The organism is Bacillus sp. JAS24-2 (assembly GCF_008274905.1).
GTDB lineage: Bacteria > Bacillota > Bacilli > Bacillales > Bacillaceae_G > Bacillus_A > Bacillus_A cereus.
Window position 1 is genome coordinate 3,651,649 of the sequence record NZ_CP031068.1, and the last position, 24,585, is coordinate 3,676,233.

Below are 24,585 nucleotides of genomic sequence, written 5' to 3' on the forward strand. Positions count from 1 at the left end.
CTTCACCCCCGGTAATTTGTATCGAGCATGCTACGCAGCTTTTTCGCAAAGCCTACATCTAACACAGCTACAACGACTCGCTCATCTCTCCCAATCGCATGCCCTAATTGTTGTCGATTTTCGACCTTTCTCATTGGTACGTTGTAGTACGTAGTTTTATCTGTGATGCGTTTTGTAGTATTTACTGACGCATCTTCAGATAGCAATACAAGTTTTGCTTTGCCACTTCGTACTTCTTTTAAAACGAGTTCTTCACCCGAAATAATTTTCCGAGCCCGGTTTGCTAGTCCTAAAAACGATTTCCAATCGGACACTTATTTCGACTCCTTCTCAACAAGCTCAAGAAGCTCTTCATATAAAGAACCGTCGATTTTCGCTTTTAGATGATGTTCCAAAACATTTTTCTTTTGAGCTTGAAGAATGCTCTCCTTGTCCTTCGACAAGTAAGCACCTCGTCCTGATTTTTTCCCAGTTAAATCAATGGACACTTCTCCCTCTTTGGAACGAACAATGCGAACGAGCTCTCGTTTTGATTTCATTTCTTGCGTTGCAACACATTTTCGTAACGGAACTTTTCGATTGCTCATACTCATCACCTCTATTCGATTTCGTCTTCCACTGAATCGAATCCAAATGCGATTACGCTATCTTCTTCTGTTACAATACCAAGTTGTTTCGCATCAGACTCACTCTTAATATCAATTTTCCAGCCTGTTAATTTAGCTGCAAGACGTGCATTTTGTCCACGCTTACCGATAGCTAATGATAACTGGTGGTCTGGAACAACTACTGTTGTCGCTTTTTCTTCTTCATCTACAAGTACTTTAACAACTTGTGATGGGCTTAATGCATTTGCAACATATTCAACTGGATCATTTGACCAGCGGACGATGTCAATTTTTTCACCTTTTAATTCGTCTACAATGCGTTGTACACGTTGCCCTTTTGGTCCTACACAAGAACCAACTGGATCAACATCAGTGTTCTCTGCATATACAGAGATCTTAGAGCGATCGCCAGCTTCACGTGCTACAGAACGAATTTCTACAGTTCCATCATAGATTTCAGGAACTTCCATTTCGAATAAACGTTTTAAAAGACCAGGATGTGTACGTGATACGTAAATTTGTGGTCCTTTTGTCGTTTTTTCTACTTTCGTAATGAATACGCGAATACGATCATGTGGTTTGTATTGCTCATTAGGCATTTGCTCACTTACAGGTAATAAAGCTTCTACTTTTCCTAAGCTTACATAGATGAAACGAGCATCTTGACGTTGTACAATACCTACCATAATATCTTCTTCACGGTCACTAAACTCAGAGTAAATAACACCGCGCTCTGCTTCACGCACTCGTTGTGTGACAACTTGTTTTGCAGTTTGTGCTGCAATACGACCAAAGTCTTTTGGTGTTACTTCAATTTCTAGTACGTCACCATCTTGGTAGTTTGGATTAATTTGTCTTGCTTCCTCTACAGAAATTTCAAGACGTGGATCAAACACATTGTCTACTACGTCTTTACGTGCTAAAACTTGAATTGTTCCCACTTCTGGGTTAAAGCTCACACGAACGTTTTGTGCTTGATTAAAATTGCGCTTATAAGCAGAGATTAAAGCTGCTTCAATCGCATCAATAATAATGTCTTTGCTAATGCCTTTTTCAGATTCTAATACGAGCAAAGCATCTAATAACTCAGTGCTCATGAAGATCCCCCTTCTAACTAAAACGTAACAGCAAGTCGCGCATTTGCGACTTTATCCATCGAAATTTGGATTTCTTTTTTACGTGTTTTAATTGTTAATAATAATGTTATTGTTGTACCATCGTAAGAAAGCAGTTTTCCTTCAAACATCTTTTCACCATCAATCGGCTCATATGTTTTAATTGCCACTTGTTTTCCTACCGCTTGCTGGAAGTCTTTTTCTTTCTTTAATGGGCGTTCCGCTCCAGGAGATGATACATCCAAAAAGTAAAGATGAGGAATTGGATCCTCTTTATCTAAAGCTTCGCTTAAACGTTCACTTACCGCACCGCATTCTTCAATGTCGACTCCCTTTTCAGAATCGATGAATACGCGTAAGAACCAGTCTTGTCCTTCTTTCACATACTCTACATCTACAAGTTCAAGATTTAACTCTTCAACGATCGGCTGCGCAAATGCTTCTACAACTTCTGTGACTTTCTTATCCATAAACAGCCTCCTTCCTGCCGTCATGTACCATTTAAAAGAAGAAGACCCCGCCACTTTAAAAACGGTCTATCTTATTCTTTCTCGTTAGCTAACAAAAGCCCCTGCTGTTCAGCAGGGATTATCTGTCTTAGTATTACCAAATTTAAGAAGTAAAACTTGTAACAAAATATGTATATACGACAGAAATCTTTTACCTATCTACGTAGAGAAAACATAGATAGTAACACGAAAGAGTGGGTTTCCCCACTCTTTTCTTTACACAATATACATGACATGGTTATCTCGGTTAATAGTATATCATAGGAAATGTTGATTTGCAAAGACTTTTCCTACCTACTAGAACAGTGATAACTGGTTTTGATCCGGTAAATCTCCTAAACAACCTTGACTATCTAAATACTCAATAATTGTTTTCGAAACCTTACTACGCTGCTGCAAGTCCTCTTTTGATAAGAAGTCTCCATTTTTACGTGCTTCCACAATACTTAAAGCTGCGTTTGTACCAAGACCAGGTACCGCATTAAATGGAGGAATTAATGTGTCTCCATCAATAATAAATTCTGTTGCATGTGAGCGGTATAAATCCACCTTTTGGAATGAGTATCCACGCTCACACATTTCAAGTGTCATTTCTAGTACTGTTAATAAACTTTTCTCTTTCGGCGCTGCATCCAATCCTTTTTGAGCAATTTCATCAATTCTTGCACGTATAGATGCTGAACCTTTCGCCATTGCCTCTACATCAAAATCATCTGCACGAACTGTAAAATATGCGGCATAGAATAACAGTGCAAAATGTACTTTAAAGTATGCGATACGTACAGCCATAAGTACGTAAGCAGCCGCATGGGCTTTAGGGAACATGTATTTAATCTTCTTACATGAATCAATATACCAACCTGGTACATTATTATTTTTCATGTCTTCTTCCCATTCTTCCGGTACACCTTTACCTTTACGAACCGACTCCATGATTTTGAAGGCTAATGATGGATCTAGACCTTGATAGATTAAATATACCATGATGTCATCACGACAACCGATAACTTCGCTCAGCGTACATGTACCGTTATAAATTAACTCGTTTGCATTACCAAGCCATACGTCAGTACCATGTGATAGTCCAGAAATTTGGACTAACTCTGAGAATGTCGTCGGTTTTGTCTCTTCTAACATCTGTCTTACGAATTTTGTACCAAACTCTGGTATACCAAGTGTACCTGTTTTACAGTTAATTTGCTCTTCCGTTACCCCTAACGATTCTGGACCAGAGAAAATTTTCATTACTTCTGGATCATCCGTTGGGATTGTTTTCGGATCAATACCACTTAAATCTTGTAACATACGAATAACGGTCGGATCATCGTGTCCTAGTATATCAAGTTTTAATAAATTATCATGAATCGAGTGGAAATCAAAATGCGTTGTTCTCCATTCAGCACCAATTGAATCAGCTGGGTACTGTATTGGTGAGAAATCAAAGATATCCATGTAATCTGGCACAACGATAATACCGCCTGGATGCTGTCCTGTTGTACGTTTTACACCGGTACACCCTGCTACTAAGCGATCAATCTCTGCATTTCGAATCGTTAAGTTATGATCATTTGCATAACCTTTTACATATCCGTAAGCAGTTTTTTCCGCAACTGTACCAATCGTTCCTGCGCGATATACATAGTCTTCACCGAACAGTACTTTCGTATAGTTATGGGCACGTGGTTGGTATTCCCCGGAGAAGTTCAAATCGATATCGGGCACCTTATCTCCTTTAAATCCAAGGAACGTTTCGAAAGGAATGTCATGTCCATCTTTTACATATGGAATATTACAAGCAGGACATTCTTTATCTGGTAAGTCAAAACCAGAACCTACAGAACCATCATTAAAGAATTCTGATTGCTTACACTTCGGACATACATAGTGTGGTGGTAATGGGTTTACTTCTGTAATTTCCATCATCGTTGCAACAAATGATGACCCTACCGATCCACGCGAACCTACTAGATATCCGTCTACTAACGATTTTTTCACAAGCTTATGTGAAATTAAATAAATTACGGCGAATCCATGCCCAATAATACTTTTTAATTCTTTTTCTAAACGTGCTTCTACAATTTCCGGTAGCTCTTCACCATAAATGCTACGCGCCATTTTATAACTCATATCACGCGTTTCATCATCAGCACCTTCAATTTTCGGTGTGTATAGATCGTCTTTTACTGGATGCACATCACCAATTAATGACGCAATCTTTTGTGTATTTGTTACAACAACTTCTTTCGCTTTGTCTTCACCTAAGAATGAAAAACATTCTAACATCTCATCAGTTGTACGGAAATGTACTGGCGGTAATGAATGTCGATTTAACGGATTGGCTCCGCCCTGCGAACTGACTAAAATTTTACGATACATCGCATCCTCAGGGTCTAAATAATGCACGTTTCCTGTAGCAACAACTGGTTTATCTAACGTCTCACCTAGTTTTACTAAGTTAGAAATAATTGTTTTTAATTGACCTTCGTCTCGAACAAGCTCACGTTCTACTAAATGACGCAACACCTCTGGAGGCATTACTTCAATGTAATCATAGAACTGGGCAATTTCTTCTACCTCTTCAGGTGCCTTTTGCATCATTGCCTCGAACACTTCACCTTTATCACAAGCCGTTCCTACTAAAATTCCTTCACGATATTTTTTTAATAGTGACCTCGGCACACGTGGTACACGGTAAAAGTAATTAAGGTGAGAATATGAAACAAGTTTATATAAATTTTTCAATCCAACATCCGATGTGGCAAGTAACGTCATATGACTTGGACGGCCACGCTTATACGCATCCCCTTGTCCCATGCTATCATTTAATTGATCGTGATATTCAAATCCCTTTTCAATTACGTCTTTCAACATTTTCACAAGTAAATATCCCGTCGCTTCTGTATCATAAATCGCACGGTGATGTTGTGTTAATTCAATATCAAGTTTTTTACACATCGTATTTAATCGATGATTTTTCATTTCTGGGAATAAAAATCGTGCAAGTTCTAACGTATCAATAACTGGATTATTCGTTTTTTCTAGTCCAGCCTTTTTAAAACCTACGTTAATAAAGCCCATATCAAAGCTCGCGTTATGGGCAACAAGTGTATGGTCGCCCATCCATTCCTCAAACTGTTTAAACACTTCGTCCACTTCAGGTGCATCAGTTAACATATCATCCGTAATACCTGTCAATTCAATAATCGTCGCTGATAATGGTTGATGTGGATTTGCGAAAGATTCAAAGCGATCAATAATTTCGCCACCCTTTACTTTTACGGCAGCCAACTCAATGACTGTATCGTATACAGCTGATAAACCTGTCGTCTCAACGTCGAAAACAACATACGTTTCCTCTGCAAGTAAACGATGCGCTTCGTTATACGCTATCGGTACACCATCATTAACTAGATTTGCTTCTACACCATATATAACTTTAACACCAGCCTTCTTCCCTGCAGAATACGCCTCTGGGAAGGACTGAGCCACGGCATGATCTGTAACCGCAATAGCCTCATGTCCCCATTTACCAGCTTGAGCAACAAGCTTAGAAACTGGAGTGACAGCGTCCATTTGACTCATCGGAGTATGGAGATGCAGCTCTACTCGTTTTTCGCCTTCTGGTGCTTTATCTTTACGAGACGGTCCTGTTATTTCATTAATATCATTTGCAATCATTACTAAATCTCGAACGAATGTATCGTTTTGAACAGAACCACGCGCTTTCACCCACATTCCTTTTTTCAAGGATTGCAGCATTGGAATATCTTCTTTGTCACGCGAGAACATTTTGATCATAATAGAATCCGTATAATCCGTTATTTTTAAAGTTAATAACGTACGCCCACTACGAAGCTCTTTTGTTTCTACATGGAAGACATATCCTTGAACCGTTTTTCTTCTTTCTTCATCTTGAATTTCTCGCATCGGTGTAATCTCTTCATCTGGCTTAATAAGATACCCGAGTGTAATCGGTCCTTCATACACAACGCTGCTTTCTTCAGCTTGCTTCTTCGCCATTTCTTCCATAGCTTGTATAACACGCTCACGGTCTTCTTGCTGCGTTTGTTCACGAAACTTTTGCATTTCTTCTGTATTTTGCTGTATATGTGTGTCTAACTGAAAACGCGGGAATCCAAAAACTTCGTATTGATCCCCTACTGGTTTCGCAACGTTTTTCTTTAAAGCCGTAGACTCCAGCTCGTTATTTACATTTATTAGCAACTTCACTCCATTCACCTGTGGAAGCTGCTTCTTTAAGTATGCGAACATAGGTGAAAATGTAATTCGTTCCGTACAAAGCGGCCAATACGCCCTCACTTCTTCTTCTGTAAATTGTTTATTCTCTGTTTCTAATGCAAATGTTGTTCTTGCAATATGAGAAAATGATTGCTTAAGCTTTGTTTCTAGCAATTCATATAATTCTGTAGGCAAAATACGTGGCACTTGTAAATCAAAATGCCAACTTTTATTCGCTTTATCAATAACGAGCCTTTCAATACCACCGCCTTGTAAATATTGATTTATAAGGTCGTCTGGTATTTGCAACTGCTGGAGCAAAATTTGAAATCGCTCTTGTTGTTCATTTGTTAAAGACATAAGCACTCTCCTTCCATTTGCTATTATAAATTGAAACGTACCACAAAGAAAGATTTCTCACCTCTTCTTTTACAAAATACGTTTACAAAGAAAGAGAAGGTACCCCATTACGAGGTACCTCTTCTTATTTTAAAATATTTGCAATATATGTTTGAAGTTCTTCTACTTTTACTTCTTCAGACTCACCTGTAGCACGTACTTTCACTTCTACAATACCTTCGTCTGCTTTTTTACCAACTGTAACACGAACTGGAAGACCGAATAAATCTGCATCTGCAAATTTAACACCTGCACGTTCTGCACGATCGTCTAATAACACTTCATAGCCTTGTTCTTGTAATGAGTTGTAGATATTTTCACCCATTTCACGTTGTGCATCAGATTTCATATTTACTGGAATTACATGCACATGGAACGGTGCTACCACTTTTGGCCAAACTAAGCCGTTCTCATCGTTAAATTGCTCTGCAATTGCTGCTACTGTACGAGATACACCGATACCGTAACAACCCATAATAAGTGGTTGTGTTTTTCCATTTTCATCTAGGAATGTTGCGTTCATTGCTTCACTATAACGAGTTCCTAATTTGAATACATGACCAACTTCAATTCCGCGTGCGAAAAGAATTGTTCCGTTTCCATCTGGAGATTGGTCTCCTTCTTGAATAAAGCGTAAATCTGTATATTGACTTACTTTAAAGTCACGTTCTGGATTTACATTTACATAATGGAACCCTTCTTCATTCGCTCCTGAACATCCGTTAACAATTGATGCTACAGCGTGATCAGCAATAATTTCGATATCACCTGTTACATTAATCGGTCCTAATGAACCAACTTCACAATTTAATAATGCTTTTACTTCTTCATGAGAAGCAAGCTCAACAACTGAAGCGCCGTATACATTTTTCACTTTCACATCGTTTACTTCGTGATCACCACGAACAAGTACAACTACTAATTTCTCATCTACTTTAAACACCATAGACTTAATGCACTTGTCAGCTGCAATGTTTAAGAATGCAGATACTTCTTCAATTGCTTTTTGGTCTGGTGTTGCTACTTTTTCAAGTGCTTTTTCTGCTTCGTCACTCTTCGTATACGTAGCTACAACAGGAGCCATTTCGATGTTTGCTGCATAATCAGATGTGTCAGAGTATGCAATTGTATCTTCACCAACATCAGATAATACCATAAATTCATGTGTATCTTTTCCGCCCATTGCTCCAGAATCAGCAATAACTGCACGGAAATTCAAGCCACAGCGAGCAAAAATGTTAGAGTATGCTTTATATAAGCGATCGTATACTTCATCTAAGCTCTCTTGTGTAGCATGGAAAGAGTATGCATCTTTCATTAGAAACTCTCTTCCACGTAATAAGCCGAAACGAGGTCTTTGCTCATCACGGAATTTTGTTTGAATTTGGTATAATGTTAACGGTAATTTTTTATATGATTTCACTTCATCACGCACAAGATCCGTAATTACTTCCTCATGTGTCGCTCCTAATGCGAATTCACGAGCGTTACGATCTTTCATACGCATTAATTCAGATCCGTAAGAATACCAACGACCTGATTCTTGCCATAATTCTGCAGCTTGCATAGCTGGCATTAATAATTCTACAGCTCCTGCGCGCTCCATTTCTTCTCGAACGATACGTTCTACTTTGTGTAATACTTTTAATCCAAATGGTAGGAAGCTATAAATACCAGAAGCATTTTGACGCATAAAACCTGCACGAAGTAATAACTGATGACTCTTAATTTCAGCATCAGCTGGAACTTCACGTAATGTAGGACTGAATACCATACTTTGTTTCATTTATTTGCACCTCTTCATTTTACTCTTACACGCAGTAAAACCCCTCACCTCGAGTTAGGTGAGGGATTTTATTCTACGAGCTCTATTTCATTATAAGTTTCACTTTATTTTACAAGAAAAACTTACGAATGTCATTCCAAGTTACAACTAACATAAGTAACATTAATAATGCAAAACCAATAAAGTGAACCATTCCTTCTTTTTGGCGATCAATTGGTTTCCCTCGTAACGCTTCAATTAAGAAGAAGAATAAACGGCCACCATCTAAAGCAGGAACTGGTAATAAATTAAATAAACCAAGATTAATGCTTAGAACTGCAGCTAAACTTAGTACACGCGTAAACCCATAATCTACAACTTGATCTGTTAGATTATAAATTCCTACTGGACCTGACAACTCATTAATAGAAAATTGACCAGTTACTAATTTAACAAGAGATTCAAAAATTAGTTTCGTCCATTGGTACGTTTGTTCAAATCCTGATTTAATAGAACCCATTACTGTTTTCTCTACAGGAGAATAAACACCGATTCTACCAACTTCGTCTTTTCCTTCTTTATCGAGTGTTGGCGTTACTTTCACATTAAACTGTTCATTATCACGCTTTACTTGTAACGTAATTTCTTTATTTGGGTTTTCACGTACAATAGTAACAACATCTTTCCATGTACTTGTGTTTTTCCCATCAATAGCTTGAATTGTATCATTCTCTTTCAATCCAGCTTGCTGTGCTGCACTGTTATCCATCACTTTTCCGACCATTGGTTTGTCAATAGGGACCCCTTGTACAAATCCAAGAATCACAAAAATAACAAATGCTAAAATGAAGTTCATTGCAGGACCCGCGAAGATTGTTAAAGCGCGTTGCCCTAGTTTTTTCGAGCCAAATTGTCTATTATACGGAGCAATTTGAATTTCTTCCCCCGCAGTAATAATACGAGCCTTTTCATTCACTCGGAATGTTTGAAGCTCTTCCTCGTACTCTTCATAGCCCGAAATTGTTAAATTATGCTCCAAATCAGCTTGTTCGACTTCAATAACACGAACATTTGGATACTTTTCATATCCATCAAAAACTAATTTCACAACTTCGTCTTTTTCATTTAATACAAGGCCAACCTTTTTCCCAGGCTTTAACTCAACTGTGTCCGCATCCTCGCCAGCCATTCTTACATAGCCACCAAGGGGCAGTAATCGAATCGTATACACCGTTTCATTCTTTTCAAATGAGAATATTTTCGGACCAAAACCAATCGCAAACTCGCGGCATAAAATACCTGCTCTTTTTGCGAAATATAGATGCCCTAGCTCATGGAAAAATACGAGTGCACCGAAAATTAATATAAAGGCAATCGCTGTATTCAATTCCATAACCACCTTTGCTAAATTTGTTCCATCACAAACCGTCTTGTGGCCGCATCAATTTCCAAAATTTCCTCTAAGCTCGGTCGTGCAATGACATTGTGATGGTTCATTGCTTTTTCAATGAGGTCTTCCACTGTTAAGAAATCAATTCTCTTTTGTAAAAAGGCTTCAACAGCTACTTCATTCGCTGCGTTCATTACAGCTGGCATACTTCCACCTGCTTTTCCAGCTTCATACGCAAAACGTAAACAACGGAATCGTTCTTGGTCCATTTTCTCAAAATGCAACGTCCCTATTTCCCATAAGTTTAACTGTTTTGTGTCTGAAAGAGGCAATCTATCAGGATATGTAAGTGCGTATTGAATTGGTACTCGCATATCAGGTGAACCAAGCTGCGCCATTACACTACGATCTTCAAATTCAACCATAGAATGGATAATACTTTCTTTATGTAAAACAACATCGATTTGCTCATAAGGGATACCAAAAAGCCAATGTGCTTCAATTACTTCTAGTCCCTTATTCATCATTGTAGCAGAATCAATTGTAATTTTCGAACCCATTGACCAGTTTGGATGTCGAAGCGCATCTTCTACGGTCACATGATGCAATTCATCCCTCGTTTTATCGCGGAAACTTCCACCAGAAGCCGTTATAATAAGACGAGAAATTCTTTTTTCATTTTCACCATTCAAGCATTGAAAAATAGCCGAATGTTCACTATCAACTGGAAGTAACGAAACATTATGTTTTCGTGCTGCTTCCATTACAAGATGTCCTGCAGTTACTAACGTTTCTTTATTTGCAATTCCAATTGTTTTTTTCGCCTCAATTGCACGAAGTGTTGGTAACAACCCTACGCTACCTACAACAGCATTTACTACAATCTCCGCATCTGGATGTAATGCTACTTCTAAAAGTCCTTCACTACCATATACAATTTTTGTATTACCAGAAACAGATTGTAATTTTAAAACATCTTCCTCTCTTTGCACAGAGACGATTTGCGGAGAAAATTCTTGAATTACCTTTACTGCGTAGTCAATATTTTTCCCTACAGAAAAAGCAACGAGACGGAATTGGTCTGGGTGCGAGCGTAATACATCTAAAGTTTGTGTACCAATTGATCCGCTTGCACCTAATAAACTAATGTTTTTCATGACTCCAACCCCTCGTTCATTTATTAATTATATTGTAATAAGAAGTAGAGAATTGGTAAAACGAATAACCAACTATCTGTTCGGTCTAATATACCACCATGCCCAGGTAAAATTGTACCTGAATCCTTTACGCCATAATGACGTTTAAAAGCAGATTGTACTAAATCACCAATTTGTCCAAAAATAGAAATAATAATTGTCAGCACAATTAAAATTACTACATTCGATTCGACTGGGAAGAACACGTTGTAAACAAGTGCCACAATAATTCCACAAACGATGCCCCCTAATGAACCTTCAATCGTTTTATTTGGACTGATTTCTGGCCACAATTTTCTCTTGCCCAATGCTTTTCCTACGAAATATGCGCCTGAATCAGTAGCCCATATAACAAATAATGCGCAAAATACATATTTAATTCCTAATATTCTCGTTTCATTTAAATATAAGAATCCCATTGCCACATATGTCGTTGCCATCAGTAAAAATGAAGCATTATCAAAAGTAAATGTATTCTTAGAAAGGACTGTATATGATAAAAGTAATAAAACAATCACAAATGTGATTTCCAATTTACCTAATCCAATCCATGTAAACAGTTCTGATGCACTACTTGGAATTAAAAGAATCCACAATAATACTGCAGCTAAAACTGTCGGTACTGAAATAAGCGTAAGCTTATTCATACGAATTAATTCATATAAACCTATAGAAGCAAGTGCATACACTAAAACCGTAAAAGGCACGCCACCGTATATTACGATGGGAATGAATAGCGCGGCAGCAACCACTCCAGTAATAATTCTCTGTTTCACTACCAAACCCTCTCTTTCTACACGCCTCCGAATCTGCGCCCTCTATGTTGAAAGTCAGTAATCGCATTTAGCAAATGTTCTTCTTTGAAGTCTGGCCAATACACGTCTGTAAACCAAAACTCCGAATATGCAATTTGCCATAACATGAAATTACTAATACGTAGCTCTCCGCTTGTTCGGATTAACAACTCTGGATCAGGTAAAGAACTCGTCATTAAGTAGGAGGAAAGCATTTCTTCACTTACCTCTTCAGAACGAATTTTTCCTTCCTCATTATCTTTCATCATATGTTGCACAGCAGAAACGATTTCATCTCGACTTCCATAGTTTAACGCGAAATTAAGAATTAATCCCGTATTCTCTTTCGTATCTTCCATGGCTTTCTCCATCGCTCTGCGTGTATGCGTAGGAAGACGATCTTTTTGCCCTATTACTCGGACTTGTACGTTTTCTTCAATCAATTCTGGTAAAAATGTACCTAGAAATTCTTCTGGAAGCTTCATTAAATAATCAACTTCCTTTTTCGGTCTTTTCCAGTTCTCAGTTGAAAAAGCATAAAGAGTTAACACTTTCACATTAAGTTTACTTGCAAATTTTGTAATTTTCTTTACAACTTGCATACCTTCATGATGTCCCGCAATACGAGGCATTGCTCTACTCTTTGCCCATCTTCCATTCCCATCCATAATGATGGCAATATGTTCTGGGATATATCCTTTTTTCACTTCTTCAACGAGATGATCAAACGATGTGTCCTTTTTACCTTTAAAAAAAGGAAAGTTTTTAAACATCATTCATACCCTCCAGCAAGCAGACGTATGCCTAAAAGTGTAAAAAGACCCCCTTAAGAAGAGGGTCATAATTGCGAAGTTATCGCTATTACACTTCCATGATTTCTTTTTCTTTGTTTTTTGCGATTTCGTCAACTTTTGCAATATATTTATCTGTTTCTTTTTGGATATCTTCAGTATATCCTCTTAAATCATCTTCTGTAATCTCGCCAGCTTTTTCAAGCTTCTTAAGATCATCATTTCCGTCACGACGTACGTTACGAACAGCAACTTTAGCTTCTTCAGCATATTTTTTCACAACTTTTACAAGATCACGACGACGTTCTTCTGTTAATGCAGGGAATGCAATACGAATTACAGTTCCATCATTAGAAGGATTTAAGCCTAAATCTGCTTTTAAAATTGCTTTTTCAATATCACCGATAGAAGTTTTATCATAAGGTTGAATTACTAGTAAACGCGCTTCTGGAACTGTAATGTTCGCTAATTGCACAACTGGTGTTGGTGCACCATAGTAATCAACTTGTACCTTATCTAATACAGACGCGTTTGCACGGCCAGCACGAACTGTTGCTAATTCACGAGAATAAGCAGCAACTGCTTTTTCCATTTTTTCATTTGAAGACTTCAATACTTGTTGTCCCATATTTATTTCCCCCTTACCACTGTTCCGATATTTTCGCCTAAAACGGCACGTTTAATATTACCTTTTTCCATAACTGAGAATACAATTAATGGAATATCATTATCCATACATAGAGAAGAAGCTGTAGAATCCATTACACCTAAACCTTCTTTTAATACGTCTAAGTAAGTAAGCGTTTCATATTTCGTAGCTGTTGGATCAATAGATGGATCCGCATTATATACACCATCTACATTGTTTTTCGCCATTAAAATTACATCTGCTTCAATTTCTGCCGCACGTAATGCTGCTGTTGTATCTGTAGAGAAGTATGGGTTACCTGTACCTGCTGCAAAGATAACAACACGTTTTTTCTCTAAGTGACGAACTGCTTTACGACGAATGTAAGGTTCTGCAACTTGACGCATCTCAATTGAAGTTTGTACACGAGTTTGAATTCCGATATTCTCCAAGCTATCTTGAAGAGCTAACGAATTCATAACTGTCGCTAACATGCCCATGTAATCTGCCCCTGCACGATCCATGCCCATTTCACTTCCAATTTTCCCACGCCAAATGTTACCGCCACCAACAACAACAGCAACCTCTACATCAAGTTCTGCAATTTCTTTTACTTGTTCCGCAACTGACTTAATAACAGTTGGGTTAATTCCAAATCCTTGCTCTCCAGCTAAAGCTTCTCCACTTAGCTTTAAAACGACACGATTATATTTCGGTTTACTCATAATGAACCTCCAATTGCTTACATCTTTATTTTAAAAAAGGGAACACAATGTGTTCCCTAATCTGTATTAGTTGCTACCTTTTACTTGGTTCATTACTTCTTCAGCAAAGTTGTCTTCGCGTTTTTCGATACCTTCACCAACAGCGTAGCGAACGAATCCTTTTAATGTTCCGCCTTTAGAGTCAACGAACTGACGAACTTTCATATCAGGGTTTTTAACGAATGCTTGGTCAAGTAAGCAAATCTCTTCGAAGAATTTGCCTAAACGGCCTTCAACCATTTTTGCAACGATTTTCTCAGGCTTGCCTTCGTTTAATGCTTGTTGTGTTAATACTTGACGCTCATGCTCAACTTCTTCAGCTGTTACAGCATCGCGGTCGATGTATTTAGGGTTAACTGCAGCGATGTGCATTGCAACATCTTTAGCAGCAGCTTCATCAGTAGAACCTTCAAGAACTGTTAATACACCAATGCGTCCACCCATGTGTAGGTAAGCGCCGAATGCATCTGCATCAGTTTTTGATACGATTTCGAAACGACGAAGTGTAAGTTTTTCACCAATTTTAGCGATTGCTTCGTTGATGTGCTCTTCAACTTTTTTACCGTTTTCCATTGTTTGAGCCATAGCTTCTTCAACGTTAGCTGGTTTGTTAGTTAATAAGTGAGCAGCTAATTCTTTAATTAGTGTTTGGAAACCTTCGTTTTTCGCAACGAAATCAGTTTCAGAGTTTAATTCTAAGATTAAAGCGTCGTTACCGTTTGTTTCGATGAAAGTTAAACCTTCAGCAGCAATGCGGTCAGCTTTTTTAGCAGCTTTCGCAATACCTTTTTCACGTAAGAAGTCAATTGCCTTCTCCATGTCGCCGTTAGTTTCTGTTAAAGCTTTTTTGCAGTCCATCATACCTGCGCCAGTTTTTTCACGTAATTCTTTTACCATTTGAGCAGTGATTGCCATACTTTTCATCCTCCTAAAATATGTATTTATACCTTTTATAAAGGTGTTTATACCTTAAAAAAGGTGATAAAAGGCCGAACCCCTTATCACCTTTCCAACTTTGTTACGCAGTAACAGTTTCTTCACCTTGTTTTGCTTCAAGGATCGCGTCTGCCATTTTAGATGTAAGAAGTTTTACAGCACGAATTGCATCATCGTTTGCTGGGATAACGTGATCGATTTCGTCTGGATCACAGTTTGTATCAACGATACCGATGATTGGAATGTGTAATTTGCGTGCTTCAGCAACTGCAATACGCTCTTTACGAGGGTCTACTACGAATAATGCACTTGGAAGACCTTTCATATCTTTAATACCGCCTAAGAATTTCTCAAGACGCTCTAACTCTTTTTTAAGTTGAACAACTTCTTTCTTAGGAAGTACTTCGAAAGTACCATCTTCTTGCATTCTTTCGATGTCTTTAAGACGCTTGATACGCTTTTGGATTGTTTGGAAGTTTGTTAAAGTTCCGCCTAACCAACGTTGGTTAACGAAGTACATACCAGCACGAGTTGCTTCTTCTTTAATAGCTTCTTGTGCTTGTTTTTTAGTACCTACGAATAAGATGTCTCCGCCTTCAGCAGCGATGTCGCGCATCGTTCTGTAAGCTTCCTCAACTTTTTTCACAGTTTTTTGTAAGTCGATGATGTAGATACCGTTACGCTCTGTGAAAATGTAACGCTTCATTTTTGGGTTCCAACGACGAGTTTGATGTCCGAAATGAACACCAGCTTCAAGCAATTGCTTCATAGAAATTACTGACATAATATAGTTCCTCCTAAATGGTTTTTGATATCCTCCGTTTACTTCATCTCTAAGCGAAACTACAAACGTAGCACCAACACTTAAATCAGTAAACGTGTGTACTTTGTACTGACACCACTGCTTACTATATCATACTGAAATATTACAATCAAGTCGAAAATGCGAACAATGTAAAACTTTCTTTGTTCATACTCGAATTCTAGTATTACCAACCTTCATTTCTTTTAAGCAAAAAAATAAATACAATTAATAGTTTTCTCAGAAAACACGCTTATGACACTTTTCACAAGCACCATCTATCCATTGCACATAAAAAACTCTCCTCAATCGAGGAGAGTTTTTTACAAATTAGTTTGTTTTTAATTTAGCAAGTTCCTGTAGAAACTTGTCGTTTAGCACTTTAATGTATGTTCCTTTCATACCTAAAGAACGAGACTCAATAACACCAGCACTTTCTAATTTACGTAGTGCATTTACGATTACAGAACGAGTAATTCCTACGCGATCAGCAATTTTACTTGCAACAAGTAAACCTTCTGTTCCATTTAATTCTTCGAAGATGTGCTCAATCGCTTCTAACTCACTGTAAGATAATGAGCTGATCGCCATTTGAACAACAGCTTTACTACGTGCTTCCTCTTCGATTTCTTCTGCTTTTTCACGTAAGATTTCCATACCTACAACAGTTGAGCTGTACTCAGCAAGGATTAAATCATCATCTAAGAACTCTTGACCAAGACGAGCTAATACTAATGTACCTAGACGCTCACCGCCACCAACGATTGGTACGATTGTAGTTAAACCTTGACCAAATAATTCTCTGTTTTCTACTGGGAATGCTGTGTAAGCACTGTTCACATCTAAGTTTGAAGATGTTTCTGTAATGTTGAATAAGCTTTGTGTATATTCTTCTGGGAATTGACGTTCTGCAAGCATTTGCTTCATGCGTTCGTTTTCGATTTGTTGGTGAATTGCATAACCTAGTAATTTACCACGACGGCTAACTACGAATACGTTTGCTTCGATTACTTCACACATTGTGTCAGACATTTCTCTAAAGTTTACAGGCTTCCCTGCTGCGCTCTGTAATAACGCATTTAATTTTCTCGTTTTTGCTAATAATTCCATTTCAAAAGTTCCTCCTACATGTTACTCACATATTTTTTCATCACTTGGAAACTAGGGCGAGTCACCTGATGACACTATTACAAAATAAACTGGCTCACATCTTTATTTTTAGCAATTGTTGCTAATTTCTCCTCAACGTATTGAGGTGTTATCGTTATTTTCTCTAACGTAATTTCAGATGCTTCAAACGATAAATCTTCAAGGAGCTTCTCCATAATCGTATGAAGTCTTCTTGCTCCAATATTATCTGTATCCTGATTAACTTGATAAGCAATCTCAGCAATCTTACGAATAGCTTCGTCTGAAAATTCAATTTCTATACCTTCAGTCGCTAATAATGCCATATATTGTTTAATTAACGCATTGTCAGGCTCGATTAGTATTTTAACAAAATCGTCTGTCGATAATTTTGTTAATTCTACTCGAATCGGAAATCTCCCTTGCAATTCCGGAATTAAATCCGACGGTTTAGACATATGGAACGCTCCAGCTGCAACGAATAAAATATAATCCGTTTTTACTGATCCGTATTTTGTCGCAACATTCGACCCTTCTACAATCGGCAAAATGTCACGTTGCACACCTTCACGTGATACATCTACGCTATTCGACTGCTTACCAGCAATTTTGTCAATTTCATCGATAAAAATAATCCCGAGCTGTTCAGCACGATAAACAGCCTCTTGTGTAACTTCATCCATATCAATTAAGCGCTGTGCCTCTTCATTTGTCAAGAGTTTTCTTGCTTCTTTTACAGAAAGTTTACGTTTTTTCGTTTTTTTCGGCATAAAACTTCCTAGCGCATCTTGGAAATTCATTCCCATTTGCTCCATGCCAGTTCCTTGTAACATATCAAACATGGAAGACTGTTGTTCAGTCACTTCAATCGATACAATTTCGTCTTCAAGAAGCCCTGCAGCAAGCTTTCTCTCCACATCTTGACGCTTCTTTTCGATTTCAACATCTTCTTGTGTATCAGACGTTTGATTCGAATTTTGAGTACCTCCAAAAAGCATCTCTAATGGATTTTTGAATCCAGATTGTTTCTCTGGACTCGGTACTAAAATTTCAACAAGACGTTGATTCGCTTGCTCTTCGGCTTTATCTTGAACTTTCACTACCATTTCTTCTTTTACGATACGAACCGATGTTTCCACCAGGTCACGTACCATTGACTCTACATCTCTACCCACATATCCAACTTCTGTGAATTTTGTAGCCTCAACCTTAATAAAAGGTGCTCCAACGAGTTTCGCCATTCGTCGTGCTACCTCTGTTTTCCCAACACCTGTCGGTCCAATCATTAAGATATTTTTAGGTGCAATTTCGTCACGTAAATTTTCAGCTAATTTACTGCGACGATATCGATTTCTCAACGCTACAGCAACCGCTTTCTTTGCGTCTTTTTGACCGATGATGTATTGATCTAATTTTTCCACAATTTGGCGCGGAGTAAAATGTAAATGCATATAAAATGCCTCCCTTACGATTCTACAATTCTTCAACAATTATGTTGTGATTCGTATAAACACAAATATCGCCAGCAATCTCTAAACTCGCTTTCGCAATTTGCTTCGCTGTTAAGTGTTCACTTGCATATTGCTTTAAAGCACGACCTGCAGAAAGTGCATAATGCCCACCAGATCCAATTGCTAAAATACCATCATCCGGTTCAATCACTTCTCCTGTACCTGAAACAAGGAGCATAGTTGTTTTATCCATGACAATGAGCATTGCTTCTAGCTGACGTAACATTTTATCGCCACGCCATTGTTTGGCCATTTCAACAGCAGCACGCTGCAAGTTGCCATTATACTCTTCTAATTTCCCTTCAAACATTTCAAAAAGAGTAAATGCGTCAGCAACTGATCCTGCGAAACCAGCTAAAACTTTACCTTGGAAAAGTTTACGAACTTTACGAGCTGTATGTTTCATTACAACAGCATTTCCCATTGTCACTTGGCCATCTCCAGCCATTGCACATTCTCCATTATGATGAACTGCAAATATCGTTGTAGCGTGGAAATTTCCCATAGAAAAAACTCCTTTATTTGTTTTTATAGCTTTTAAAGCAATTTATGCCCGCGGGTGATGCTTCATGTAAACAGAACGCAATCTTTCTTTAGAGACATGCGTATAAATTTGTGTCGTCGACAAATTTTCATGGCCTAATAACTCCTGTACAGTACGTAAATCCGCCCCTTCATCTAGCATATGTGTAGCAAATGTATGCCTTAACATATGGGGACTTATCCGCATTGTCAGCGAAGCCTTTTTAATGAGTTCATTTAAAACATAACGAACTCCACGACTTGTTAGCGGTTTACCTTTCGCATTTAAAAATACCATATGAGAGTCTTCGTCAGTCTTATTAACTAACTGTTTTCTCCCATTCTCTATATAAGTAATTAAAGAATCTTGCGCATAGCTTCCGAACGGAATATACCTTTGTTTTTTTCCTTTTCCCATTACTAAAATTGTTCCCACCGCAAAGTCAATATCGGTAAGTTGTAAATTGACACATTCACTCACACGGATCCCAGTCGCATACATCAACTCTAACAAAGCTTGATTCCTTTGACCTAATGGTGTTTCCGTGTCAGAAACTTCAAATAATTCCTCTAACTCTTCAGCATATAAAAACTTTGGGATTGACAATTCTTTTTTGGGGAGTGACGCAAGTGCAAACGGATTATCCTTTCGATAACCTTCACGCATCAAAAAACGATATAAACTTCGTAAGCTTGATACTTTTCTTGCGACAGATTTACGGGCTAACTTCTCATCGTGCAACGTCGTTAAGTACAAACGAACATCCGCGTATGTAACGTCTAAAAAAGAGGATATGCCTTCTCGTTCCATAAATTGCACAAAATGTTCTAAATCATTTTGATAACTTGCAATTGTATATTTTGAATAATTTCTTTCAATTTGTAAATATCCAACGAATAATTGTAACAATTTCTTCACATTCACACAACTCACCTCAATAAAGGCTACTAAATCGTATCACAACTTAGTAGCCTTTGCAAGAAATTTAACTAAATATTTACAAAATTTCGAATCGTTTCTAAAGCGCGTGCTGCGTACGCTTCATTTCGTTCTGCTTTCTTTTTAATCTTCTTCTCTAACGGTGCAAATAGACCGAAGTTCGCATTCATCGGTTGGAAGTTTTTAGCATTCGTTGCCGTAATGTAATTTGCCATGCTACCCATCGCAGTTACTGGCGGTAATACAACTGGCTCTTCACCTTGCACAAGACGCGCAGCATTAATTCCTGCTAATAATCCTGATGCTGCTGATTCAACATATCCCTCTACTCCAGTCATTTGACCAGCGAAGAATAAATCATCCCGTTGTTTATATTGATATGTTGGACGAAGCAAATTAGGTGAATTAATAAACGTATTACGATGCATTACACCATAACGTACAATCTCTGCATTTTCCAATCCTGGAATTAACTGTAGCACTTCTTTTTGCGGTCCCCACTTTAAATGTGTTTGGAAACCTACGATATTGTATAAAGTTCCCGCTGCATCATCTTGACGTAACTGAACAACAGCATATGGCGTTTTCCCTGTTTTTGGATCTTCCAATCCAACAGGTTTCATAGGTCCAAATACTAACGTCTGTCTCCCTCTACTTGCCATAACCTCTACTGGCATACAACCTTCAAAGAAAATTTCTTTTTCAAACTCTTTTAAAGGCACTGTCTCAGCAGCAATTAGAGCCTCATAAAAACGATCAAACTCTTCTTCTGTCATTGGGCAATTTAAATATGCAGCTTCACCTTTGTCATAACGCGATTTTAAATATACTTTATTCATGTCAATGCTGTCTTTTTCTACGATTGGGGCTGCAGCATCATAGAAGTAGAAATAATCTTCTCCTGTTAATTCTTTCAATTTTGCAGAAAGATCAGGAGATGTTAATGGACCTGTAGCAATAATTGTCGGTCCCTCTGGAATATCTGTAATTTCTTCATTCATTACAGTTACATTTGGATGGTTCTTTACGTATTCTGTTACTTTAGCTGCGAACTCATGACGGTCTACAGCTAAAGCGCCTCCAGCTGGTACAGAGCACTCATCCGCCGCACGAATAATTACAGAATCCATTAAGCGCATTTCCTCTTTAATAACGCCAACTGCATTTGTTAAAGTGTTTGCACGAAGTGAGTTACTACATACTAATTCAGCGAATTTATCTGTGTGATGAGCTGGCGTTTGCCTTACCGGTCTCATTTCATATAATCTAACTTGGACACCACGTTTTGCAATTTGGTAAGCTGCTTCACTTCCTGCAAGACCTGCGCCAATGACGTTTACTACTTGTGTTGTCATTTATATCACCTTTCCTTTTCTTCCCGAAAAAAATGTGAGCAGTTACGCTCACATTTGTTGTTCTTCTTCATAATCGCACGAAATACATTGTACTTGCACGCCTTTTTTCAACTTTTTCTCTACAAGCATGCCTTCGCACTTCGGACACTTACGACCAATTGGCTTATCCCAAGATACAAAGTCGCATTCCGGATACGTACCGCACCCATAGAAAAGGCGTTTCTTTTTATTACTACGGCGTTCAATAATTTGACCCTTATCACACTTTGGACAAGTAACACCGATTTCTTTCACAATCGGCTTTGTATTACGACAATCTGGGAAATTCGAGCAAGCCATAAATTTCCCGTATTTACCCATTTTAAAGACCATTGGGTGATTACATAATTCACAATCTTCCCCAGCTGGTTCATCTTTAATTTCCACTTCACGCATTTCTTTTTCCGCTTTTTCTAAACGCGGTTCAAAACCTACGTAGAAATCATCAACAATTTTTACCCAATTCGCATTTCCTTCTTCTACTTCATCAAGGCTTTGCTCCATATTGGCAGTAAATTCAATGTTAATAATTTCTGGGAAAAACTCTAAAATAAGTTCAATTACTATTTCACCAAGTTCAGTCGGAACGAAGCGTTTATTATCCAAGCCTACATACCCACGCTTTTGAATCGTTTCAAGTGTAGGTACATATGTCGACGGTCTTCCAATTCCAAGTTCTTCAAGTGTTCTTACTAGGCGAGCCTCTGTATAGCGCGGAGGAGGTTGTGTAAAATGTTGCTTTGGTTCTAAATCCTTTGAAAATACAGTTTCCCCTACTTCTAAAGGCGGCAACATCTTATCCTTTTCTTCAGCACCATCATCTTTTGACTCTACATACACTTTCATAAATCCCGGGAACTTTACAACCGATCCACTTGCACGGAACTGAACATTGTTATTAATGAGTCTCGCTGTCACAGTATCCATTATAGCAGACGCCATTTGACTTGCAACAAATCGCTCCCAAATCAATTTATATAATCGAAGTTGATCACGACCTAAGAAACTTTTTAGTTCCTCTGGCTTTCTCATTACCGAAGTAGGACGAATTGCCTCATGCGCATCTTGTGCATTTGACTTTTTCGTTTCTTTCTTCTTTTCTGTTCCTATGTATTCCGTACCATACGCTTCAGTGATGTAAGTACGAGCCTCTGTTTGAGCTGTTTCTGAGATACGTGTTGAATCAGTTCTCATATACGTAATAAGACCTACAGTTCCTTGTTTTCCAAGATCTATCCCTTCATACAATTGCTGTGCAAGCATCATTGTTTTCTTTGCTCGCATGTTTAACTTACGGGCTGCTTCTTGTTGCAAGGAAGATGTTGTAAACGGTAATGCAGGGTTACGTTTTCGCTCTTTGCGCGTTACATTTTCAACTGAAAACGCATTGTCTTTCATCTGTTCAATTATTTCATTCACTTGCGTTTCATTTGTTAATTGAACTTTTTCACCATCTACACCGTAAAAGCTTGCTTCAAATGTGTCTTTTCCTTTTACAAATTCTGTTTTAATTGTCCAGAATTCTTCAGGTTCAAAGTTTTGAATTTCCCTTTCACGCTCGATGATTAAACGAACTGCTACAGATTGTACACGTCCTGCACTTAATCCTTTTTTTACTTTCTTCCATAATAAAGGACTAATATTGTAACCAACAAGACGATCAAGTATACGTCTTGCTTGTTGTGCATCCACTAAATCCATATTAATTGCACGAGGATGTTTAAATGATTCTTTGATCGCATCTTTCGTAATCTCATTAAACACAACCCGACAATCTGATTCAACGTCCACATTTAACGTATTCGCTAAATGCCAAGCAATCGCTTCCCCTTCACGGTCTGGATCGGCCGCGAGATAGACTTTCTTTGCTTTTTTGGCCGCTGATTTTAAATCTTTTAAGACGGGACCTTTACCACGAATGGTAATATACTTCGGGGTGAAGTTGTTCTTTACTTCTATCCCCATTTGACTTTTTGGCAAATCGCGAACATGTCCCATAGACGCGACAACTTTGTATTTTTTCCCTAAATATTTCTCAATGGTCTTCGCCTTAGAAGGCGACTCCACGATTACGAGGTAATCTGACATGCTAGTGCCTCCTTAAGAGGTGGATTCAAGTCTTCATTAATCTTATTGATTTCTCTTGTTTTTGTCAATCAAGAATGAATATACCATACAGTGCCAATCTACCATTTGTCAATAATTGTTTAATAAAAACATAAAAATATAAGGTTAATTTAAAATCTCTTCCAAGATATCTTCTGCATTTCTTACTAGTTTTGCTCCTTGCTGAATAAGATGATTCGTTCCCGATGCCCCCTCTATAAATATAGGTCCAGGAAGCGCAAATACCTCTCTACTTTGCTCTAACGCAAGGTCCGCAGTAATAAGTGTTCCACTTCTCGATTTCGCTTCTACAACTAAAACACCTTTACTTATACCACTAATAATCCGGTTTCTTTTTGGAAAATACCATTTTTTCGGTGCATAGTGCGGCGGATACTCTGTCAATAACAATATATATTCCTTCCACATTTCATATAAAGGTCTATTTTCTTTCGGATACATAAAAGACAATCCATGCCCTAATATCGCAATAGTCGGGCAATGATGCCTTACTGTAATCTCATGAGACATTGTATCTATCCCTTTTGCAAACCCACTGACAATAAGCCACTCTCTTTCTAATAAAGGGTGTAAAATAAACTTCAAACTCTCATGACCATATAATGATGGTTCTCTCGTTCCAACAACTGCTAATTTATTTACTTTATTCAGGAAATCTTTCTCTCCTTTTCCATATAAAATGAAGGGAGGGTCTTGTATTTCACGTAATAATTGCGGATAATTTTCATCCCATATCGTTATATAAAAAATACGATTTTTCTCTAAATAAGATATATATTGCGGAAGATTTGAACTTTGAAGAAATTTTACTAGTTCTGAAGATTTTTTCGAGGATATTCCAGTGTAGTGTTCCATTTGTTTTTCGTTAAAATTATATATGTTCTCTAATTCTGGATCGACATATAGTAGCCTCTCCATCGCTTTCCAATAATCTGCTAGCAAGTAATGAAGATGTAATAATCTCTCTCTTTTCATCTTGATTCTCCTTACCCATAATTTTTATTATGTAAACAGAAAAAGTCTAAAA

21 protein-coding genes are annotated in these 24,585 nt (G+C 37.9%); all 21 read right to left on the reverse strand.

Going from position 1 to position 24,585, the window contains the following annotated elements; genetic code table 11:
- Positions 1 to 2: 2 nt before the first annotated feature.
- Positions 3 to 314, reverse strand: a complete 312-nt coding sequence (locus tag DN407_RS18810) for a YlxQ family RNA-binding protein (RefSeq protein WP_001286524.1) — start codon at positions 312 to 314, stop codon at positions 3 to 5.
- Complete coding sequence (gene rnpM / locus DN407_RS18815; protein WP_000071127.1) at positions 315 to 587, reverse strand: RNase P modulator RnpM; 273 nt, start codon at positions 585 to 587, stop codon at positions 315 to 317.
- Positions 588 to 598: 11 nt separating this feature from the next.
- The gene (gene nusA / locus DN407_RS18820; RefSeq protein WP_000102604.1) at positions 599 to 1,705 is read right to left on the reverse strand and encodes a transcription termination factor NusA; all 1,107 of its coding nucleotides are present in this window, start codon (positions 1,703 to 1,705) and stop codon (positions 599 to 601) included.
- A gap of 17 nt (positions 1,706 to 1,722) precedes the next feature.
- Entirely contained in the window at positions 1,723 to 2,193 is a 471-nt protein-coding gene (rimP, locus tag DN407_RS18825; RefSeq protein ID WP_000359096.1) for a ribosome maturation factor RimP, read from the reverse strand.
- Between the two features lie 336 nt (positions 2,194 to 2,529).
- On the reverse strand, positions 2,530 to 6,831 hold the full coding sequence (locus DN407_RS18830) for a PolC-type DNA polymerase III (protein ID WP_149216589.1): 4,302 nt from the start codon (positions 6,829 to 6,831) through the stop codon (positions 2,530 to 2,532).
- Between the two features lie 124 nt (positions 6,832 to 6,955).
- The gene (locus tag DN407_RS18835) at positions 6,956 to 8,656 is read right to left on the reverse strand and encodes a proline--tRNA ligase (protein ID WP_149216590.1); all 1,701 of its coding nucleotides are present in this window, start codon (positions 8,654 to 8,656) and stop codon (positions 6,956 to 6,958) included.
- 109 nt (positions 8,657 to 8,765) lie between these two features.
- Positions 8,766 to 10,022, reverse strand: coding sequence for an RIP metalloprotease RseP (gene rseP, locus DN407_RS18840; RefSeq protein WP_001090243.1), 1,257 nt, complete (start codon positions 10,020 to 10,022; stop codon positions 8,766 to 8,768).
- Between the two features lie 17 nt (positions 10,023 to 10,039).
- The gene (gene dxr / locus DN407_RS18845) at positions 10,040 to 11,182 is read right to left on the reverse strand and encodes a 1-deoxy-D-xylulose-5-phosphate reductoisomerase (protein WP_000790372.1); all 1,143 of its coding nucleotides are present in this window, start codon (positions 11,180 to 11,182) and stop codon (positions 10,040 to 10,042) included.
- Positions 11,183 to 11,205: 23 nt separating this feature from the next.
- Entirely contained in the window at positions 11,206 to 11,997 is a 792-nt protein-coding gene (gene cdsA, locus DN407_RS18850) for a phosphatidate cytidylyltransferase (protein ID WP_000813592.1), read from the reverse strand.
- Positions 11,998 to 12,014: 17 nt separating this feature from the next.
- A complete protein-coding gene (gene uppS, locus DN407_RS18855) occupies positions 12,015 to 12,791 on the reverse strand; it encodes an undecaprenyl pyrophosphate synthase (protein WP_149216591.1) in 777 nt (258 codons plus the stop codon).
- 85 nt (positions 12,792 to 12,876) lie between these two features.
- Positions 12,877 to 13,434, reverse strand: a complete 558-nt coding sequence (frr, locus tag DN407_RS18860) for a ribosome recycling factor (RefSeq protein WP_000531501.1) — start codon at positions 13,432 to 13,434, stop codon at positions 12,877 to 12,879.
- A gap of 2 nt (positions 13,435 to 13,436) precedes the next feature.
- Positions 13,437 to 14,159: a UMP kinase gene (gene pyrH / locus DN407_RS18865; protein ID WP_000042668.1), complete on the reverse strand. Its 723-nt coding sequence runs from the start codon at positions 14,157 to 14,159 to the stop codon at positions 13,437 to 13,439.
- 66 nt (positions 14,160 to 14,225) lie between these two features.
- On the reverse strand, positions 14,226 to 15,113 hold the full coding sequence (tsf, locus tag DN407_RS18870) for a translation elongation factor Ts (protein WP_149216592.1): 888 nt from the start codon (positions 15,111 to 15,113) through the stop codon (positions 14,226 to 14,228).
- A 103-nt stretch (positions 15,114 to 15,216) separates the two neighbouring features.
- Positions 15,217 to 15,918, reverse strand: a complete 702-nt coding sequence (rpsB, locus tag DN407_RS18875) for a 30S ribosomal protein S2 (protein WP_000111485.1) — start codon at positions 15,916 to 15,918, stop codon at positions 15,217 to 15,219.
- 348 nt (positions 15,919 to 16,266) lie between these two features.
- Complete coding sequence (codY, locus tag DN407_RS18880; RefSeq protein WP_000421290.1) at positions 16,267 to 17,046, reverse strand: GTP-sensing pleiotropic transcriptional regulator CodY; 780 nt, start codon at positions 17,044 to 17,046, stop codon at positions 16,267 to 16,269.
- 77 nt (positions 17,047 to 17,123) lie between these two features.
- The gene (gene hslU / locus DN407_RS18885) at positions 17,124 to 18,515 is read right to left on the reverse strand and encodes an ATP-dependent protease ATPase subunit HslU (RefSeq protein WP_000550087.1); all 1,392 of its coding nucleotides are present in this window, start codon (positions 18,513 to 18,515) and stop codon (positions 17,124 to 17,126) included.
- Positions 18,516 to 18,537: 22 nt separating this feature from the next.
- On the reverse strand, positions 18,538 to 19,080 hold the full coding sequence (gene hslV, locus DN407_RS18890; protein WP_048567505.1) for an ATP-dependent protease proteolytic subunit HslV: 543 nt from the start codon (positions 19,078 to 19,080) through the stop codon (positions 18,538 to 18,540).
- Positions 19,081 to 19,122: 42 nt separating this feature from the next.
- Positions 19,123 to 20,022: a tyrosine recombinase XerC gene (xerC, locus tag DN407_RS18895; protein WP_001101241.1), complete on the reverse strand. Its 900-nt coding sequence runs from the start codon at positions 20,020 to 20,022 to the stop codon at positions 19,123 to 19,125.
- A gap of 65 nt (positions 20,023 to 20,087) precedes the next feature.
- Entirely contained in the window at positions 20,088 to 21,392 is a 1,305-nt protein-coding gene (gene trmFO, locus DN407_RS18900; RefSeq protein ID WP_000213002.1) for an FADH(2)-oxidizing methylenetetrahydrofolate--tRNA-(uracil(54)-C(5))-methyltransferase TrmFO, read from the reverse strand.
- A gap of 48 nt (positions 21,393 to 21,440) precedes the next feature.
- Complete coding sequence (gene topA, locus DN407_RS18905) at positions 21,441 to 23,519, reverse strand: type I DNA topoisomerase (protein WP_001286963.1); 2,079 nt, start codon at positions 23,517 to 23,519, stop codon at positions 21,441 to 21,443.
- A 144-nt stretch (positions 23,520 to 23,663) separates the two neighbouring features.
- A complete protein-coding gene (gene dprA, locus DN407_RS18910; protein WP_149216593.1) occupies positions 23,664 to 24,533 on the reverse strand; it encodes a DNA-processing protein DprA in 870 nt (289 codons plus the stop codon).
- Positions 24,534 to 24,585 lie beyond the last annotated feature (52 nt).

Coding starts and splice junctions, on each gene's coding strand:
- rpsB (WP_000111485.1), bottom strand. CDS start 15,918: ATGTCAGTAATTTCTATGAAGCAATTGCTTGAAGCTGGTGTTCATTTC.
- frr (WP_000531501.1), bottom strand. CDS start 13,434: ATGGGACAACAAGTATTGAAGTCTTCAAATGAAAAAATGGAAAAAGCA.
- tsf (WP_149216592.1), bottom strand. CDS start 15,113: ATGGCAATCACTGCTCAAATGGTAAAAGAATTACGTGAAAAAACTGGC.
- hslV (WP_048567505.1), bottom strand. CDS start 19,080: ATGGGAAATTTCCACGCTACAACGATATTTGCAGTTCATCATAATGGA.
- codY (WP_000421290.1), bottom strand. CDS start 17,046: ATGGAATTATTAGCAAAAACGAGAAAATTAAATGCGTTATTACAGAGC.
- dprA (WP_149216593.1), bottom strand. CDS start 24,533: ATGAAAAGAGAGAGATTATTACATCTTCATTACTTGCTAGCAGATTAT.
- pyrH (WP_000042668.1), bottom strand. CDS start 14,159: ATGAGTAAACCGAAATATAATCGTGTCGTTTTAAAGCTAAGTGGAGAA.
- hslU (WP_000550087.1), bottom strand. CDS start 18,515: ATGCATTTACATTTTACTCCGCGCCAAATTGTGGAAAAATTAGATCAA.
- nusA (WP_000102604.1), bottom strand. CDS start 1,705: ATGAGCACTGAGTTATTAGATGCTTTGCTCGTATTAGAATCTGAAAAA.
- topA (WP_001286963.1), bottom strand. CDS start 23,519: ATGTCAGATTACCTCGTAATCGTGGAGTCGCCTTCTAAGGCGAAGACC.
- dxr (WP_000790372.1), bottom strand. CDS start 11,182: ATGAAAAACATTAGTTTATTAGGTGCAAGCGGATCAATTGGTACACAA.
- DN407_RS18835 (WP_149216590.1), bottom strand. CDS start 8,656: ATGAAACAAAGTATGGTATTCAGTCCTACATTACGTGAAGTTCCAGCT.
- uppS (WP_149216591.1), bottom strand. CDS start 12,791: ATGATGTTTAAAAACTTTCCTTTTTTTAAAGGTAAAAAGGACACATCG.
- trmFO (WP_000213002.1), bottom strand. CDS start 21,392: ATGACAACACAAGTAGTAAACGTCATTGGCGCAGGTCTTGCAGGAAGT.
- DN407_RS18830 (WP_149216589.1), bottom strand. CDS start 6,831: ATGTCTTTAACAAATGAACAACAAGAGCGATTTCAAATTTTGCTCCAG.
- rimP (WP_000359096.1), bottom strand. CDS start 2,193: ATGGATAAGAAAGTCACAGAAGTTGTAGAAGCATTTGCGCAGCCGATC.
- rnpM (WP_000071127.1), bottom strand. CDS start 587: ATGAGCAATCGAAAAGTTCCGTTACGAAAATGTGTTGCAACGCAAGAA.